The sequence below is a fragment of the Rhizobium sp. ZK1 genome, from assembly GCF_047782645.1.
GTDB lineage: Bacteria > Pseudomonadota > Alphaproteobacteria > Rhizobiales > Rhizobiaceae > Rhizobium.
Map to the genome: position 1 here is coordinate 95,281 of NZ_CP180588.1, position 17,001 is coordinate 112,281.

General features: G+C 59.3%; 15 protein-coding genes, 3 pseudogenes and 1 other annotated feature. Of the genes and pseudogenes, 13 read left to right on the forward strand and 5 right to left on the reverse strand.

The annotated features are described in order from the left end of the window. Nucleotides 1–446: 446 nt before the first annotated feature. Nucleotides 447–1,337, reverse strand: coding sequence for a hypothetical protein (locus tag ACK9YZ_RS33545; RefSeq protein WP_416068699.1), 891 nt, complete (start codon nucleotides 1,335–1,337; stop codon nucleotides 447–449). A 935-nt stretch (nucleotides 1,338–2,272) separates the two neighbouring features. On the opposite strand from ACK9YZ_RS33545, the pseudogene tnpA reads away from it, so the two are divergent. The 3 genes and pseudogenes from tnpA to ACK9YZ_RS33560 all read left to right on the forward strand — a co-directional run bounded on the left by tnpA (nucleotide 2,273) and on the right by ACK9YZ_RS33560 (nucleotide 3,152). Beyond that, nucleotides 2,273–2,727: pseudogene (gene tnpA, locus ACK9YZ_RS33550) on the forward strand (IS66-like element accessory protein TnpA). Next, a pseudogene (gene tnpB / locus ACK9YZ_RS33555) lies at nucleotides 2,724–2,843 on the forward strand (IS66 family insertion sequence element accessory protein TnpB); the annotation flags it as partial. The pseudogenes tnpA and tnpB (ACK9YZ_RS33555), both read left to right, overlap by 4 nt. Nucleotides 2,844–2,984: 141 nt before the next feature. Next, the gene (locus ACK9YZ_RS33560; protein WP_416068700.1) at nucleotides 2,985–3,152 is read left to right on the forward strand and encodes a hypothetical protein; all 168 of its coding nucleotides are present in this window, start codon (nucleotides 2,985–2,987) and stop codon (nucleotides 3,150–3,152) included. Nucleotide 3,153: 1 nt separating this feature from the next. Here the strand turns inward: ACK9YZ_RS33560 and ACK9YZ_RS33565 are convergent. Continuing rightward, nucleotides 3,154–4,382, reverse strand: a protein-coding gene (locus ACK9YZ_RS33565) for an IS3 family transposase (RefSeq protein WP_416068522.1) whose coding sequence is annotated in 2 segments (ribosomal slippage) — nucleotides 3,154–4,088 and nucleotides 4,088–4,382 — 1,230 coding nt in all. Because the reading frame shifts where the segments join, the coding sequence is not laid out codon by codon here. Then, nucleotides 3,985–4,101 (reverse strand) — a sequence feature (AL1L pseudoknot). It overlaps the preceding gene by 117 nt. Here ACK9YZ_RS33565 and ACK9YZ_RS33570 point away from each other — a divergent pair. The 7 genes and pseudogenes from ACK9YZ_RS33570 (at nucleotide 4,363) to tnpB (ACK9YZ_RS33600) (ending at nucleotide 11,332) form a co-directional block, all read left to right on the forward strand. Continuing rightward, nucleotides 4,363–5,547: a site-specific integrase gene (locus ACK9YZ_RS33570; protein ID WP_416068701.1), complete on the forward strand. Its 1,185-nt coding sequence runs from the start codon at nucleotides 4,363–4,365 to the stop codon at nucleotides 5,545–5,547. The two genes, ACK9YZ_RS33565 and ACK9YZ_RS33570, sit on opposite strands and share 20 nt — an antisense overlap. Further along, complete coding sequence (locus tag ACK9YZ_RS33575) at nucleotides 5,544–6,476, forward strand: tyrosine-type recombinase/integrase (protein ID WP_416068702.1); 933 nt, start codon at nucleotides 5,544–5,546, stop codon at nucleotides 6,474–6,476. Before ACK9YZ_RS33570 ends, ACK9YZ_RS33575 begins: the two co-directional genes overlap by 4 nt. 83 nt (nucleotides 6,477–6,559) lie before the next feature. Further along, a pseudogene (locus tag ACK9YZ_RS33580) lies at nucleotides 6,560–7,479 on the forward strand (tyrosine-type recombinase/integrase). Between the two features lie 320 nt (nucleotides 7,480–7,799). Further along, complete coding sequence (locus ACK9YZ_RS33585; protein ID WP_416068703.1) at nucleotides 7,800–9,041, forward strand: tyrosine-type recombinase/integrase; 1,242 nt, start codon at nucleotides 7,800–7,802, stop codon at nucleotides 9,039–9,041. Beyond that, nucleotides 9,035–9,949, forward strand: coding sequence for a tyrosine-type recombinase/integrase (locus ACK9YZ_RS33590; protein WP_416068704.1), 915 nt, complete (start codon nucleotides 9,035–9,037; stop codon nucleotides 9,947–9,949). Before ACK9YZ_RS33585 ends, ACK9YZ_RS33590 begins: the two co-directional genes overlap by 7 nt. Beyond that, nucleotides 9,946–10,959: a tyrosine-type recombinase/integrase gene (locus ACK9YZ_RS33595; RefSeq protein ID WP_416068705.1), complete on the forward strand. Its 1,014-nt coding sequence runs from the start codon at nucleotides 9,946–9,948 to the stop codon at nucleotides 10,957–10,959. Before ACK9YZ_RS33590 ends, ACK9YZ_RS33595 begins: the two co-directional genes overlap by 4 nt. Before the next feature lie 139 nt (nucleotides 10,960–11,098). After that, on the forward strand, nucleotides 11,099–11,332 hold the full coding sequence (gene tnpB / locus ACK9YZ_RS33600; protein ID WP_416068706.1) for an IS66 family insertion sequence element accessory protein TnpB: 234 nt from the start codon (nucleotides 11,099–11,101) through the stop codon (nucleotides 11,330–11,332). Here tnpB (ACK9YZ_RS33600) and ACK9YZ_RS33605 read toward each other — a convergent pair. The 3 genes from ACK9YZ_RS33605 to ACK9YZ_RS33615 form a co-directional block, all read right to left on the reverse strand. Further along, on the reverse strand, nucleotides 11,240–13,336 hold the full coding sequence (locus ACK9YZ_RS33605) for a recombinase family protein (protein ID WP_416065937.1): 2,097 nt from the start codon (nucleotides 13,334–13,336) through the stop codon (nucleotides 11,240–11,242). The genes tnpB (ACK9YZ_RS33600) and ACK9YZ_RS33605 overlap by 93 nt on opposite strands. Nucleotides 13,337–13,628: 292 nt before the next feature. Then, nucleotides 13,629–14,090 carry a helix-turn-helix domain-containing protein gene (locus ACK9YZ_RS33610; protein WP_062369699.1) on the reverse strand — a complete coding sequence of 154 codons (462 nt, stop codon included), beginning with the start codon at nucleotides 14,088–14,090 and terminating at the stop codon, nucleotides 13,629–13,631. Between the two features lie 192 nt (nucleotides 14,091–14,282). Further along, nucleotides 14,283–14,534: a DUF5372 family protein gene (locus tag ACK9YZ_RS33615; RefSeq protein WP_416065938.1), complete on the reverse strand. Its 252-nt coding sequence runs from the start codon at nucleotides 14,532–14,534 to the stop codon at nucleotides 14,283–14,285. A gap of 38 nt (nucleotides 14,535–14,572) precedes the next feature. Here ACK9YZ_RS33615 and tnpB (ACK9YZ_RS33620) point away from each other — a divergent pair, with 38 nt between their 5' ends. From tnpB (ACK9YZ_RS33620) to ACK9YZ_RS33630, 3 genes are all read left to right on the forward strand, one after another. After that, the gene (tnpB, locus tag ACK9YZ_RS33620; RefSeq protein WP_416068707.1) at nucleotides 14,573–14,731 is read left to right on the forward strand and encodes an IS66 family insertion sequence element accessory protein TnpB; all 159 of its coding nucleotides are present in this window, start codon (nucleotides 14,573–14,575) and stop codon (nucleotides 14,729–14,731) included. Nucleotides 14,732–14,800: 69 nt separating this feature from the next. Continuing rightward, nucleotides 14,801–16,351 (forward strand): IS66 family transposase, encoded by a 1,551-nt coding sequence (gene tnpC, locus ACK9YZ_RS33625; protein ID WP_416068708.1) that lies wholly within the window; start codon nucleotides 14,801–14,803, stop codon nucleotides 16,349–16,351. A gap of 82 nt (nucleotides 16,352–16,433) precedes the next feature. Further along, nucleotides 16,434–16,874, forward strand: coding sequence for a hypothetical protein (locus tag ACK9YZ_RS33630; RefSeq protein WP_416068709.1), 441 nt, complete (start codon nucleotides 16,434–16,436; stop codon nucleotides 16,872–16,874). Nucleotides 16,875–17,001: the final 127 nt, after the last annotated feature.

Below are 17,001 nucleotides of genomic sequence, written 5' to 3' on the forward strand. Positions count from 1 at the left end.
GAAAGCGGTGGCCCCGGGTGTATACAGCGTGTCCAGGCCCGTCAGGCTCCACCGCCAACATCGGCCGTTACGAGCGCAGAGGCGAGAAGTCGCAGCAGTTGAACATCCCGAAAATGATCGGATGTAGGTGCCGCAACCGGGGCAAGTTTCCTGCGCTCTTTTCACATGCGAGGCAGACGTAAAAGAGGGAGCACAGGAAATCGCGCCTTGCCTGGGGATAAGCGCGCGACACCACCTGCTTCGGAGACCTTCGTCGTTCACGCTGGGTCCTGTGCCGCTATCGTCTCGCCCTTGATTAAGCTGGTGGCCGATCTGCTGGAGCAGGAGCAGCCGCCGTAACGGGACAACAATTTACTCCTGCATCTCCGGATGATACCGAGTGCAACAGGGCAGGTGGGGCAGCTTGAGCATTGGAGTTCTCCTATGGCCTGCGAACCGGAAAGCACTTAATAGGGGAGAGAAGCAACGTGGCCATTCCGGCTCAGCAGCACGCGGCTGTCTTCGATCCGATCGATTGTCCATCCATCATCCAAAAGGGCCCCGACGAAGTACTTCTCGTCATCAATGACAACATACGGCGAGGACCCGCGCCACACTGCTTCAATCGCGATTGCCGACGGTGCCTTCTCCTCTTTGGTGATCACTTTATTGACCAGTGTTAGAGCTCCATTTGTGCGATGATCGAACCACTCCTGAACCTTCTGCCAACTGGTGGCCGATGCAGACGAGACGGTGCCTTCAGCTGTAACAACCCCCTTGGCCCAGTCGACCTTAATATTGAGCAGGCCTGCTCTAGCCGCTTCCCGTTGCAGATCTCTGGCCGCTGCAACGGCCGTCTGATTGTCAGCGTGGTTTTCGGTCAGCTTGGGTTTAGGGATAGCAGCAGGTGAATTGGCGCTCGATACATCGGCGCTAACGTAGTAGGAGAAAATCATTGCGAGCGCGCCGATCCCGACGGAGCCCAATAGTACGAAGGCCAGTATGCGGATCGAGAGGCGTGGTGTGTCGACTGATTCAGCGGGCGCTGCACCCTCTGCCGACCAGAGCATGGACATCGCGCCTACGTCGATCACGACCGGAATAGGAAGCACAACACGCTCGCCGGCGGCAATATTCCCTTTGCCCTGAACGCTAATTCCGGCTCCAAGGGTTTCGACTTCGATCGAATCTGCAAGAAAAGTGATGCGAAGATGTTGAGGCGCTAATCCTTGCTCGATAAAGATTATGTCGGCGTCGAGGCCACTACCGATTACTTTCGCTTCTGGATCCAGCACACCGGTCAGCCCGCAATAGAGGCCAGACAGGATTTCGAAATGAAGAGCAATCGTGTCATTCAAGGATATTCTTCCGCACAAGGATAGAAGCCGCACGGCAATTGCCGTGCGACTCATTTCAGTTCCACATCGCGTCACCAAATGCTGCGACCGAGACTACGTGAGTCACGCTTCAAACATTATTGAACGCGCTCGTCGGCGACCTTCTTGACCGTCGAGAGTTGCGTTGTAACAGTGCGTAGCAACATACTCCTATTCGTAGCCTCGGTGCTAACCGCCGCCAGCTCCTCCATTTGCGCTTTGAACGCATCAGCCCCATCATTCTTGGCCTTTGTATTTGTAGATCCCGTGGCTCCTGAACTACCTTTGCTACTATTGGACCCAACTTTACTTGACATATTGCTTTCCTTTCTCCAATTGTGCCGTCATCAACGACACGCCGACTCCTGACGAGGACCTCTATCCAGCATCAGGTATCCTCTTCTGTCTCTGCCATAGCCTCCTCGGCATCAGCCATGACATCGTTCATGATAGTTAACGCTACGGCGTTGAGAGCCAGCTGAAAGGCTTCTTGTTGAGATGCAGTTTGCGAGCCGTCGCCAGAAGTAAGCGGAATGTCCGTCCAATCGTGCCCCCTTTCGGACCTCTTGGGGTCTGGCTGCGTGTTAGGATCGGCCGGCCTTTTATGATCAGGTACGTCCGACGGTTGTCGGTTCGAACGCTCATGACCCCCTGTACGGGCCAAGAGAGCACCGAAGCTGCCAAAACTTCCATTTACTGCGACCATCAGGTACTCCGGCGTTTATCTTATTTGTCAATGGGCGGCGATGCCGTCTTCTGCATCCACCTCCTCAAGCTAAGCTCGTCACCTTTCGACAAGCTGACGAGCTTAGAAAAAAATCGCGCCCTGCATAAATGTGAGCGCGACAAACACCCCACCTTTCCTTTTGAGATTGAGGCCGCGAGATAAGCTTCTTCATCGATAGGAGCGGAATGGAATGGTTGGAGATCGCGCTGATGCCATGCTTGAAGGCATGCATGAAGCCAGGCATGAGGGAAAGGTCGGATCGAGGTGATCACCGGTCGGCGGCAGCGGCGGAATTGGACTGACGAGGAGAATGCGCGGATTCTTGCGGAAAGCGCAGAACCTGACGTGAACATCTCGGCCGTTGCCCGGCGCTGGGGCGTCAATCGCGGCTTGCTGAACGTCTGGCGTCGGGAAGCTGGCCTGACCTCTCTTCGCTCTGCCAAGACCTGCGCGCAGCAGGCGATGTTCGTGCCGGTGACGGTGGTTGGCGATCGAACGCCTCCCGAGAGCTCGCCGTCGGATTTTGCCCACTTCGCCGCGGGTCGGATTGAGATCGAGCTTGCTGGCGCGCGCATGACGGTTATCGGCTCGGTAGCGCCTGAGCTGGCACAAGCGATGGTGGCGGCGTTGAGAGGGTGCCGGTGATCGGAGTTTCGCCAAATGGCGTGAAGATCATGGTTGCGACGCAACCTGTCGACTTCCGGCGCGGCATGAATGGCCTGGTGGCTTTGGTGGCGTCAGCTCTTGCGGCCGATCCCTATTTATGTGTCGGGCGAGATTATGTGGCGGATCCGTCCCGGCGCCAGCCGAGGCCCGTCTAATCTGGAATTCTCCGCTACATAATATTTTGTGCCTCTTGAGATGGGTGCGGGATCCCCCGCGCCGCTATTCGGAGGGACAACATGCTCGAGTTCTATTTCTCGTATCGTGGGGTGCTCAAGCGCCTGCGTAGTGGTGCGCTTGGTGGCGAGATGGATCGCCTCGCGGAGCATTTTTTCGCGCTCGGTTATAAGCGAGCGTCCGCCAAGATTTTGAACCGCGCCGGGTTTGCCGGAGGCTGTTTGGTTTAAGTTATGCAGCCATGGCTGGTTCGTCCAGCATGGCGTAATACTGCTCCTCGGCTTCGGCGGGGGGAATGTTGCCGATGGGCTCCAGAAGCCGTCGATGGTTGAACCAGTCGACCCATTCCAGAGTGGCGAATTCAACCGCTTCGAAGCTGCGCCACGGTCCTCGCCGATGGATGACCTCGGCCTTGTAGAGGCCGTTGATCGTTTCGGCGAGGGCGTTGTCGTAAGAGTCGCCGACGCTTCCGACGGAAGGCTCGATGCCTGCCTCCGCCAATCGCTCCGAATACTTAATCGACACGTATTGAACGCCCCTGTCCGAGTGGTGAATCAGGCCGCCACCATGAACGGGACGCCGCTCATGAAGCGCCTGTTCCAAAGCATCGAGGACGAACCCGGCATGCGCCGTCCGGCTCACCCGCCAGCCGACAATCCGGCGCGCGAAGGCGTCGATGACGAAGGCCACGTAGACGAAGCCTTGCCAGGTGGCCACATAGGTGAAATCCGAAACCCAGAGCCTGTTCGGCGCAGGAGCCTTGAACTGGCGGTTCACCCGATCGAGCGGGCTCGGAGCCGTCTTGTCCGGGATCGTCGTGCGGATCGGCTTGCCCCGGATGATACCCTGAAGTCCCATCGATCGCATGAGCCGGGCGACGGTGCAGCGGGCTATATCGAAGCCCTCCCGCTTCAATTGCCGCCAGACCTTGCGCACGCCGTAGACGCGGAAGTTCGCCTCGAACACACGGCGTATCTCGATCTTCAAGGCAATGTCGCTGCGGGCGCGGACCGATAACCGGTCCACGTCCAGGCGTTTGGCAACGTTCTCGTAGTAGGTTGATGGGGCAATCGGCAGCAGCCTGCAGATCGGCTCGACCCCGAATACGGAGCGGTGTTCGTCGATAAAGGAGATCATCGCTTCAATGGGCGGTCGAGCTCCGCCATCGCGAAATAAGCGGACGCTTTGCGCAGTATCTCATTGGCCTGCCGAAGCTCGCGGTTCTCCCGCTCCAGAGCCTTCATCTTCTCGGCGACTTCGCTTGGGAGTCCAGGCCGGGAACCATCGTCCACTTCCGCCTTCTTCACCCATTCATTGAGCGTCTGCGCCATGCAGCCGATCTTGGCGGCGATCGAGGAAACCGCCGCCCATCGCGAGGAATATTCCCCTTGGTGATCCAAAACCATCCGCACTGCTCGGGCGCGGACTTCAGGTGAAAATTTGTTTGTTGTCTTGCTCATATCGGCTCCACTTTCTCAGAAGTTGGAGCCTCCGGCAAACCCGGCGCGGTTCATTTACCTGAGCCGGATTGCGCGTTTTAGCCAGTTTGCCTTGACGCACTGTGGTCCGATGCCGATCCATCAAGATGTAATTGACAGCTATTTGGGCGCGTTTACTAGTGATACTCCGCGCATTGGGGCAGTATCGGCTCTGGCTCATGCACGGCGAGTGGCTCCGGAGCGGTTTATTATTTCCGTTTCAGGTGAAGAGAATGATCCGGATGCTCCGCTTCTGGCCTCCTTTTCGGACTATCTGCGCAGGGTACGGGGCCTGGAGCCGAAGACCCGCGAAGGCGTTCTTCTGGGCGGCCGCCGTTTTCTGGATTGGTTCCGCCATCACCGCCCCGGCCAAAGTCTTGAGGCGTTGACAGCTGAGCACGTGCTTGCTGCTGTCGAGTATCGGCTGTCGCTATCGGCGACCTCCGGCACCCGCACGGCAGCGACTTCTCACATTCAAACATTTCTTCGGTTCTTATGTTGGGCTGGCCACCATCACCAAGATCTTGCCCGCATCGTGCCGAGAACGCCGTATTGGCGTTTGGCGCATCTGCCGCCACGCCTTGCATGGGGTGACGTTCGGCGCGCAATCGATGCGATCGACCCAACGACGCCGGTCGCTATCCGCGATCGAGCCGTCCTGCTGCTGCTCGCCACCACGGGCATTCGCAACGGCGAGTTACGTGCCATTCGACTGCAGGATATCGACTGGCGTACTGGCGAGGTTTTTATCCGGCGGACCAAAGGCAAGCGTGATCGGGTGGTGCCACTCCTCGAGGAGACCGGCGCGGCGCTCGTCGACTACATCCTGCGCGCTCGACCGAAGGTGGACAGTCCGTATCTGTTCCTGTCGTTCACGCCGCCGGTGGGAGCGTTCAAGTCTGCGGCGCCTGTTTCAAGAATCGTGAGGAAGCGGTTGCGGCATGGCGGGGTCGAACTCGGGCGGGTCGCCGGTGCACATCTCCTGCGCCACAGCCTCGCCACCCAGCTTGTCGGGCAGCGAAGGCCAATCAACGAGGTCGCCGATCTTCTTGGTCACCGGAGTATCAACACAACGGCGCTGTACGTGAAGGTTGCGGCCTCGCAGCTCGCCGAGGTCGCACTCCCCTTTCCCGGAGGCGCTGCATGACCGCCTTCGCCCGATTCCTCGGCGAGAAGGTCGAGCGTTACATCGAACTGCGCCACTCGCTCGGCTACTCTTTCAGCAAACAAGCCGGTACGTTGCACGCCTTCGTCCGCTACGTTGAACGCGCTCAATTCGATGCGCCCGCCACCCGGACGATGGCGCTGGACTTCGTCCTGTCGTTCGGCGGCGCCGCCAACAGCCGCGCTACTCGTCACGGCGTGCTCCGCCGCTTCTACGAGTATCTCGCGGTCTATGACGCCCAAACCGAATCCTTGGAGCGCAGAGCCTTTCCTAGATCCAGGGCGATTCCACCTCCACGTATCCTCAGCGAGGCAGAGTTGGCGTCGCTCATCGACGCATGCACCCGCATTTCGCCAGGCATCCCCCTCAGGGGGCGGACGATGGAGACGCTGATCGGATTGTTGGCAAGTACGGGACTGCGATCGGGCGAAGTGGTCAGGCTTGATCGTTCCGACGTCGATCTGACCAACGGGGTTCTTCTCATTCGGAAGACGAAGTTCCGCAAGGACCGTCTCGTTCCAGTTCACACGACGACCCAAACAGCGCTTCGCCGCTATGCCCGTGCGCGCGATGCCGCTTTTCCCAGTCCCAAGGACCAGGTTTTCTTCCTCAGCTCTCGTGGCAACCGCCTCTCGGCGACTGGCTTGCAAAGCGGATTTGCTCAGGTCCGCAAGTTCGCAGGGCTTGATGACGGCAAGCCGTTGCGGCCGCACGATCTTAGGCACCGGTTTGCCGTGACCCGCATGAGCCTTTGGCATCAACAACGCGCCAACGTCCAGGCGCTACTCCCGGTGCTCGCCACCTATCTCGGCCACGCCAACTACAGTGACACAGCCTACTACCTCACTGGCTCGGTGGATCTTCTCGCCATGGCGGCGGAGCGCGCCTTCCTCGATGGAGGCGCAGCATGAGTGAACACTTACTCCTGGCACCGCTCTTGGAGTCCTACTTTCGCCGACGCCTGACCAAGCAACGCAACGCGACTCCCGCGACCATGGCCAGCTATCGCGACGCCTTGCGCATGCTCATCCTCTTTGCCGCCACGCGGTTGCGGAAGAAGCCGGCGGCGTTGGTGCTCGAGGAGCTCGATCGAGACCTCATTCTCGCCTTTCTCGACGAACTCGAGGAGAAGCGGAACAACACCATCTCCACGCGCAACGCCCGCCTAGCGGCGATCCGATCGTTCTTCCACCATGTCGCAGCCTCCGATCCAGCGTCCTTCGGTGTCGCCCAACGCGTGCTGACGATTCCCATAAAACGGGCGCACGTCGAGGTGACGCATCACCTCATCAAGGCCGAAGTGGACGCCCTCATTGAAGCGCCTGATCCAAGGTCGCCCCGCGGTCGGCGTGACCGCACGTTTCTACTGTTCCTGGCACGGACCGGCGCGCGGGTCTCCGAAGCTACCGGCGTCAACGCAAACGACCTTCAGTTGGAACGGTCGCACCCACAAGTACTGCTGCGCGGCAAAGGGCGCAGAGACCGCATCATCCCCATTCCTCGGGATCTGGCGCGAGCACTGACAGCCTTGTTGGCCGAACACGGATCGCGAGCCACGAGCCGCGACCGATATTCGTCGGCGCCCGCAACGAGCGCCTGACGCGCTTCGGAGCAACCCACATCGTGCGGCGAGCGGTGGCCCAGGCCGTGAACATCAGGCCGGCCTTGGCCCAAAAGCCTATATCGCCGCACATCTTCCGACACTCACTGGCCATGAAGCTTCTCCAGTCGGGCGTTGACCTTCTGACGATCCAAGCCTGGCTCGGGCACGCACAGGTCGCTACAACCCACCGCTATGCCACTGCCGATGTCGAGATGATGCGTAAAGGTCTCGAGAAGGCTGGAGTCGCCGGCGATCTTGGCGTCCGTTTCCGACCAAATGACGCCGTGCTCCAACTGCTGAACAGTATCTAAATATTATGTGGCGGAGAATTCCAGATTAGACGGGCCTCGGCTAGCGCCGGGACGGATCCGCCACATAATCTCGCCCGACACATAAGAACGGATCACTGCCGGCATCCCGCACGAGCGACAGCAAGCTGTCCGGGCCCTTGCGCTTATGCGGAGCTCCGCATAACCGCAATTATGTGGAGTGGCGGATTATGCAGAGTCCGCAGCAAGCGTGCCAATTTACTCCATCCATTTCAGTAAGTTAGAGAAGTCAGTCGGCTTTCTCGGGCGACATAATTGTTGTCATCTCTCGTCGTTCATTTGACCTTGAGAGGAGACCACACATGTCAAAGTCGAAGGAAGTTTTACCAGAGTGCATGCAACTGATGGACCCGGGCGTCTTACGGTCGTTCGTGAAGGAGTTCACGATTCGCTTGTCGAACCTGGGACACACGCGCCTGACGGTGTCAGGCTACGAAGCCTCGGCCCGTCACTTCGGGCAATGGCTGCAAAACACAAGGATTGCGGTCGGTGAGATCGATGATGGTGTAATGCGCCGTTTCGCGCGACATCGATGCCGTTGCCCTGGCACCCGACGCGTCAGTCGCCTATCCACCAAATACCTGAACAGGGCGCAGCGGTTCGTGGATTTCCTGGCAGAATGCGGGGTTGTGACGCCGTTAAAGCAGGAAGTGGAGTGCGCCCACGACGACCAAGTCCTCGGCTTCCAGACCTGGCTGAGACGGCACCGGGGCATTTCTGAGCACACAATCCGTCGCCATTGCCTGATGGTCATGCGGCTGCTTCCCGCCTTGGGACCCGATATAAGGCACTATGATTCCGGTCTCGTTCGGCAAGTGATTTTGGATGAGGGCAAGCAAAGTTCGCCAGCCTACCTCAAGACCATGACGATGGCGCTGCGGGGCTACCTGAGGTATCTGGCAGCCCATGACTTGTGTCATCCGGGGCTCGATCAAGCCATACCGACGATCCCGCAATGGCGACTGTCGGCGTTGCCGCGCTACATCTCTGCGGCAGAAGTCGAGCAGGTCATCGCGTCGTGCGACGTCACGATGCCAATGGGTGTTCGCGACCGCGCGGTGCTACTGTTGCTTGCGCGTCTCGGCCTGCGCGCCGGCGACATCTCTGGCATGCGCCTCGACGACATTGATTGGCGCGAAGGGACCTTGTGTGTCCGCGGGAAAGGTCGCCGTGAGATACGGCTTCCGCTGCCCCAGGAAGCCGGTGACGCGATCATCGACTATTTGCGAGACGCCCGTCCACCTGCCGTCTGCGACCGCATTTTCCTGCGGACCATAGCACCGTTTCGGCCATTGGCCGGCGCGAGCGTTTCGGGCATCGTCAGTCTTGCGCTCACGAGAGCTGGCATCGATGCACCATCGCGAGGTGCAAATCTTCTCCGCCATTCGGCCGCGACTAGCATGCTGCGGGCTGGCGCTACGCTGGACACCAACGGAGCCGTGCTGCGCCATCGGTCGGTCGACACGACCGCCCATTATGCGAAGGTTGACGTCGACATGTTACTTGACGTCGTTCAGCCCTGGCCGGGGAGTGTCGCATGCTGAGCCGGGACCTCGCACGCCATGCGGAACTGCAGCATCAGCTCGGCTTCAAATTCCGCGTCCAGCATACGCTGTTGAAGAACTTCGTTGCCTTCGCTGAGCGGCATGGTGATCGACATGTCCGAAGTGCGCGCGTGCTTGAATGGGCGACGCTCGCTCCGTCGCCGCAGCAGAGCCGCAACCGCCTGCTGGTGGTCCGTCGTTTTGCTTTGGCGCTATCCGCCGAGGATCCATACCACGAGGTCCCGGCTGCCGATGCCTTGGGGCGCGGCCTTTTTGAGCGCCGGATTCCACATATCTACACCGCCGATGAGATCACTGCACTGATGCAGGCTGCCGCCTCGCTCAAGCCGGCTGGTTCGATCAGGCCGCTGATGTACGAGACCCTGTTTGGTTTGCTCGCCGCCGCCGGCATGCGCATCTCCGAAGCCCTCGCGCTTCAGCTCGATGACGTGACCGACGATGGTTTGATCATCCGACAAACCAAGTTCCAGAAGAGCCGATTGCTACCGCTCCACCGCACGACATGGGATGCCTTAGATCGATACTTGGCGGCCCGGCACCGGGTCGGGACTTTGAGCGGCGCGCTGTTCATCTCCCTCGCAGGCACGCCGCCGTCCTATCATACTGTGATCGCCATCTTTCTCCGCCTCGCACGGTCGATCGGCTTGCGCGGAGGCCTCGGTCAACCGGGACCCCGCATTCACGATTTGCGGCATACCTTCGCCGTGCGCTCGCTGGAGCAATGCCACCACGATCGCGATGCAGTTGGCCGCCATATCGTCGCCCTAAGCACCTACCTCGGCCACGCGCACGTCACCGATACCTATTGGTACCTGCAGGCGACGCCGATTCTGATGACGCAAATCGCGGCCGCCGGCGAAGCGCTGCACCAAGGAGCCATAGCATGACTACGCTGGCTCCGCATCTCACTGCCTTCCTACGCAGGCACCTGCCGCATGAGCGGCGGGCAAGCCAACATACCTGCGCGGCCTACGCCTACAGCTTTCAACTGTTACTCACCTTCGCGGCCGCTCGATTGGGGATCACTCCGTCCGGAATTGAGGTCGAGCAGATCGATCCGCCGCTGATTCTTGCCTTCCTGGAACACATCGAGGAAAGTCGTGGCAATTCGGCGCGCACTCGCAACGCCCGTATTGCTGCCATCAAAACCTTTTTCCGCTTTCTCGAGTACCGGCTTCCGTCCTGTCTGGATCAAGCGCGCCGGGTCCGGGCGATCCCGATGAAGAAGGTCGATGAGGCCCTCGTCAGCCATCTCAGCCGCCAGGAGATGCAGGCTCTGCTCGATGCACCGGATCTCCGTCAGGCGTCCGGCATTCGCGATCGGGCGATGCTGCATCTGGCTTTCGCCGCCGGGCTGCGCGTGTCCGAACTCGTCAGCCTTCGCATCGACCAGATCGATAGGCAGACGGTCGCCAGTATCCACGTGATGGGCAAAGGACGCCGGGAGCGGGTGCTGCCCTTGTGGAAGGAGACCGCAACGACGTTAAAGGCTTGGCTGGCGGTTCGACCAGCAAGTGGTGACCCAGAACTTTTTCTCAATGCGACGGGACGCGCGCTGAGTCGGTCCGGATTTGAATACATCCTGGCCAAGCACGTCACCACAGCGGCACGGAAGCAGCCCTCCATCGCCAGCAAGCGGATCACTCCTCACGTCTTGCGGCACACTTGCGCCATGCATACGCTGCAGGCGACCCGAGATGTTCGCAAAGTGTCGCTCTGGCTCGGCCACGCCAGCCTTCAAAGCACCGAGATATATCTCCGGGCCGATCCGACGGAAAAACTCGAGGCGCTCGCCACAATGGTGCCGCCAACACTCAAGCCTGGCCGCTTCCATGCTCCCGATAAGCTGCTGGGCATGCTGAAGTCCGTCAGTCGATCAGGAGATTATGTCGATTAATCGCCTCTTAAACACCAAGGCGGCAAGCATTTGCCGCTGCGGACTCTGCATAATCCGCCACTCCACATAATTGCGCTTATGCGGAGCTCCGCATAACCGCAAGGGCCACGATGGCCTAGCGGCGCTGGTCAAAAACGAGTTGCACAGGGACCCTTTTACAGGGACGGTCTTCGTATTCCGGTCACGGAAAGCAGACCGGCTGAAGCTGATCTACTGGGATGGCAGCGGCTTGGTGATGGCCTACAACGATCTGCATTCATACTGCATCTCTCTTTCGCATTCAGTTGAAGGTTTTGGCGTGTCCGGCATTTTGCTTACGGGCGGCGACGCGATCGATGAGCTGGTTCCATCGACTGCATTGCTTTTGCGGTAAATCCGTCTTCGGAAGCTCGTACAGGTAGTAGTGCCCGTTGTAGGCGTGGCTGGTGACGAGGCCGTGTTCAGCCCATCTGGCGAGTGTATGTTCATGGATATTGAGGTGTTCAGCCGCCTCCTTTTTTGTCAACATCCCGCGATCCCGGAGCCGGTCATAGCGTGATCTCAGCCTATATTCGCGAACGAGATAGGTGACGCGTTTGGTTGTGAAGCGTGCATTGCGCTGGTCACGGCGCGTCACCGAGCCCGGACGATATCCCTGATCGTTGAGAATCTCTGCGATCTCGGAAAAAATATGATTGTCGAGGAGGTTATCGATCAGTGCGATGATATCGGGGTTCGTCTTGATCTGCTGGCTGGGAGATTTTGGGCTCATGGTGACGAGTGTCTCGGTTTTACCGCCCTTGAAGCGAATATGAGCCTTGGTTGTGCCTCTTTTCGGTAGTTTGAGGAGGGTGACGTCCTCGATGATGTGGGCAAGCAGGCGCTTTCGTTCGCGGTTCGGGGTCTCTGGATTGGTCCAGAGTTTTTTGAAGTCCGCCGTCATTGCGACCAACCGCTCGTGGACGGCCTTATCGAGGATGAATTCGTGCTCCCGGGCGCGCTCGCGCTCTTCGCGGGCATTGGCCAGGATGCGGAGCTTCTCGTTCCATTCGCCTTCGAGCGTGTCGGCGACGAGGCGGTTATTGGGATCGACGAGCATGAAACGGCGCTGGGCGAGATCGGCTTCAGTTTGCGCGCGCTCGATCGCGCGACAGCGCAGCCGATCCGCCTCTTCATGTCGCGCTTCGATCTCTTTGCGGACTTCAATCGCCAGTTCGATGGCTGCCGGCGTCATCTGCTCGGCGATCAGCATACCGATGGCTTCGTCGACAGGAGGTGCAGCGATCGCCTGGCACAGGGGTTCACCGCGATCGCTACGGGCGCGATCACAAACGTACCAGGCTTCCTGCCGGCCGCGTCGGGCAGCGTAGCGCATGCGAAAATGCCTGCCGCATTGCCCACACACGGCCCGCCCCTGCAGCAGTGCCGGACCTTCGCGCGGAGGTGATGCGACCCCCGCGTTCCATTTATGGCAGATGTTCGACTTCAGAATCCTCAGGTTCTCCTGATGCTGCTCCCAACTGATGTAGCCGGGATGGGCATCTGGAATACATGCCGTCCAATCATCATTATCTTGTTCACGCACAATCCTCTTGCCATCAATGGTGCGTCGATAGCGGCGGCGGCCATAGGCATAGGCTCCGGCGTAACGTGGATTGTGCAGCACACGCATCGCCGTCGAAGTCGTCAGTGGCCGGAATACCGTCTGGCTGTCGTGCAGGCGTGAGGGAAAGAGAATGCCTTCCTGACGAAAGGCCTTGACGGTCTGGGAGGCGGATCCGACGCGAGAGAACGTCTCGAAGAAATGGACGATCGTCTCTCTGACTTGCATGTCTGGTTCAAGTGCCACATTGCCGGAATGGTCATAGACCAGCCCGGTTGGCAGGGGGCAGCGGAACTCGCCGCGCCGCGCCTTGTTGAGGATGCCGCCGCGCAGCCGGGCCTTGATCACATGCAGTTCGGCCTCACTCATTGTTCCCTTGAGGCCGAGCAAGAGGCGGTCGTTGAAGCTTGCCGGATCGTAGACGCCGTCCTCATCGAGGATCAGGGTGTCGGCAAGGGCGCAGATCTCCAGCAGACGCTGCCAGTCGGCATTGTTGCGGGCCAGACGGGAGACCTCCAGGCCCATGACGATCCCGGCATGCCCCATGCCGACATCGCTGACCAGCCGCTGAAATCCCTCGCGCCAGACCGCCGATGCGCCGGATTCACCCTGATCGTTATCGATGACGATAATCTGCTCCTCGCGCCAACCAAGGGCGATAGCGCGCCCGCGAAGCGCATATTGCCGCATGGCGCTCTCGGTATTGTCGATGACTTGCCGCATCGAAGATTGGCGGATGTAGAGGTAGGCGCTGCGTTCGAGGTGATGAGGCTGGACTTTGAGATGTACATTCATCGTGATCTCCGATCGTTGATGCTCATGGCGATTGTCGCAAGGACGTGGACGACGGCGCTGTGTCCGCGGTGCAGCGGCCAAGCAATTGACGATGGGTAATTCTGCTCTCGCGGGGTGCTTGCTGTTGCGGTCAGCGTCTGAGCCCATCCCCACATGCCCCGGCGCAAAAAGAGCATCAGGCCGCTACGGGCCATAAGCGGCAGCGCTGCGCCGAGAGCAGCCTTGCGCAAGACCTCGTACTGGGAGGCGATGGTCGACGGTAGGATCGGGCATGCCGCCGTCGCGGCAATGTTTACCTGCCGCTTTTTTTTAGAACCCGCTCGATCGATCTGGGATGAAGCTCGATGTCGAGTTCCTGGCGAAGCAGCTTGGCAAGTTCCCGGGCGCGAACGGGTTCTCCTGGAGCGAGCTGCGCCTGCAGAAATGCCACGACCTTGTCGTCGATCTTGTGGGGACCGCGGGGCCCCGGCTTCGTCGGCACCAGTCCGGCAATGCCGGCCATATCGAAGTTCACCTTGGCCTGGTAGTAGGTCGGCCTGGAAACACCGTACTCGTCGGAGGCCTCCGTCACCGACACCTTGTCGATGGAGACGCGACGCAGCATCTCGTATTTGACCTGCACGGCGTCGTGCGGATCGAAGAACTCGCTGCCCCGAAACTTTGGATCGCGCACCTTCTCGGGGGTGGGATTGAACGTACCCTCTTCGATGAGGGCATCCGTCTTTGTGCGCTTGCTGTCGTACTTCGCAGACATCGATGGCTCCGAGGACATGAAGCGACGTAATCGTAATGTTAATTATGACGTATTTTTCTGCCTCGTCAAGGTGGTCCTCATGGTTTAGCATCATTCAGTCCTGTAATTGCGGGAATAATTCCACAAAAATAAGACATATGCGGCATAATCCGCTTTACAGATGCGGCATATTTATCTTTACACATCCGCACATCATCGTGTTCTGGAAAGGCGCTCTACCAGGGCGGCCAATTCCATTAAGTCGGCGACCCGCAAGAGCGACCGTCCGTTGCCCATGACAACTTCAGGATCTGGGCTCACAAGGTCAGTCCATTGCGGGGGAACGGACCAAACGGTGGCATCCTCTGTCTGCAGTAAAAGACGCTCCCCATGCGAATTGCAGCGCCTGCCGACACACGGCAACTGCTGTCCAAGTAGTGGATGAAACGGATGTGTGACCCGCACTAGCTGCTCATCTGCGCTGGTCGCGGCTGCATTCTCTTGTGAGGTACAAGCGGCTGGAAGAGCACACCTTCACCTGGCCCAGCATACGGGATGGATTGATGACGCTGACCCACGCCCAGTTCGAAGCCCTGTTTGCGGGCCTCGATTGGCGGCGGGTTCATGCCGTCAAGACGAGAACGCCGGAGACTGTCGAATAGCTGCGGCACGATGACTCAGCGCGAAAGATTCCGAAGGCAAAACGGGCCGGGATTTGGTAACTTCTGGGCATGCTTGATGCCGCCGATCTTCCCGATGATGTTGCCGCCCTGAAGGCGATGCTGATCGCGGCGCAGGCACGCGAGGCAGGCAAGGACGCGCAGATTGCTCGTAAGGACGAGCGGATCGAACGGCTTGAGAGGCTGGTCGCGGCCTTCAAACAGGCAGCTTTCGGGCGCAAGTCCGAGAAGACCGATTCCGAGCAGTTCGATCTGGCACTGGAAGACCTGGAAACGGCGATGGCAGCGATCCATGCCGAGGAAGAAGCCGACGTCGTTCAAGGCAACAAGGTCTCAAGATCACGAGCGACCAATCGCGGCTCCCTTCCTCAACATCTTCCCCGTGTGGAAGAGGTAATCGAACCGGAAAGCCTAGTCTGTGCCTGCGGCGGTTGCCTGCATTGCATCGGCGAGGATGTCTCCGAGCGGCTGGATGTAGTCCCGGCGCAGTTCCGCGTCATTGTCACCCGCCGCCCCAAATATGCATGCCGTGCCTGCACCGACGGCGTCGTTCAGGCCCCGGCTCCAGCGCGGCTGATCCAGGCAGGAATGCCGACGGAAGCGACCGTCGCCCATGTGGTGGTCACCAAATATGCCGATCACCTTCCGCTCTATCGGCAGGCTCAGATCATGAGCCGCCAGGGCGTTGATCTTGATCGCTCCACACTTGCCGACTGGGTCGGGCGAGCAGCGTTCGAATTGCGCCCCGTCTTCGATGCATTGACCACCGACCTGAAGCGCTCGACCAAGCTCTTCATGGACGAGACCCGTGCCCCGGTTCTCGATCCCGGCTCGCGCAAGACCAAGACCGGATACTTCTGGGCGCTGGCGCGGGATGATCGCCCTTGGGGCGGCGGTGCTCCGCCGGGCGTCGCCTTCACCTACGCTCCCGGTCGCGGGGGTGTTCATGCCGAACGAATATTGCAGGGCTTCTCCGGCGTTCTGCAGGTCGATGGCTATGCCGGATACAACAGGCTGATCGCACCGGACAGGGTCGGTCCCGACATTCGGCTTGCCTATTGCTGGGCACACGCTCGCCGCAAGCTGGTGGATATCACCCGCAAGGCTACAGCACCCATTGCCGAGGACGGCGTCAAACGGATCGGTGAACTGTATCGGATCGAAGCCGAATTGCGTGGCCTTGATCCGGAGGCTCGCCTTGCCGGACGGCAGGAGCGGTCAGCGCCGCTGATCGCCGACATGCAGACCTGGCTCATCCATCACCGTGCCCGTGTAGCGACCAAGTCCCCTCTCGGCGAGGCTCTGGCCTACATCGCCAAATATTGGGACGGCCTGAAGCTCTTCCTGACCGACGGCCGCATCGAGATCGACAACAACAGCGTCGAGCGAACCATCCGGCCCATCGCCCTCAATCGGAAGAACGCACTCTTTGCTGGGCATGACGCTGGAGCAGAGAACTGGGCGATGATCGCCTCGCTCATCGAGACCTGCAAACTCAATGCCGTCGATCCGATGGCCTATCTGACCAGCACACTTACCGCCATCGTCAGCGGCCACAAGCAGAGCCGGATCGGTGAGCTACTGCCGTGGAATCTGAAGTAATCAATTGCTTAGACTGAGATTACGCATTGCTCGTCGTGGATAAATCGGTCAGTCATTTAACGTAGTTGATTGAGGACACCACATGCTTCGCTTTTTCGGTATGATAGTTTTGTCTTTTTTTGCGCTAACAGAAGCTCATGCAGAACCCCCACGTTTTTGTAGAACCAGCTTTGCGCCTGGCGAAAAGACTGAGACCCGTTTCATGGGCATTAGCTACGCGATTATGATGCATGCACTCGCGGAAAAGTATTGCGGTGCCAAGCCCGTCTCTATGGGGCAAAAGTTTTTAGGATATCTGAATAGGCAAGGCTGCGGTTCCAAAACAGAAATTTATCAAGATGTTGCAGTTTCAATCGATAAGCTGGAAAGCGCGACCTTAAAGCTGATGGCATCAGGTGGTGATAAAACCCTAGCCCTTTCCGAACAGCAGGCGAAGAGTTGGGCCAAGGAGGCATCCGAACAACTTGGTGGGTGCGAGCGCCTCATAAAACTGCATGACAGCAAACCAGACTCTTGGAAATAAAATCCCCAGTGTGACTGGCACACCGCTTACGGCTTGGATCTCTTTTCGGGCTCCAATTGCAGGTTCGACGGCCGCCGGCGTCATTTGCTCAGCAATCAGCAAACCGATGGCTTCATCCACGGGAGGC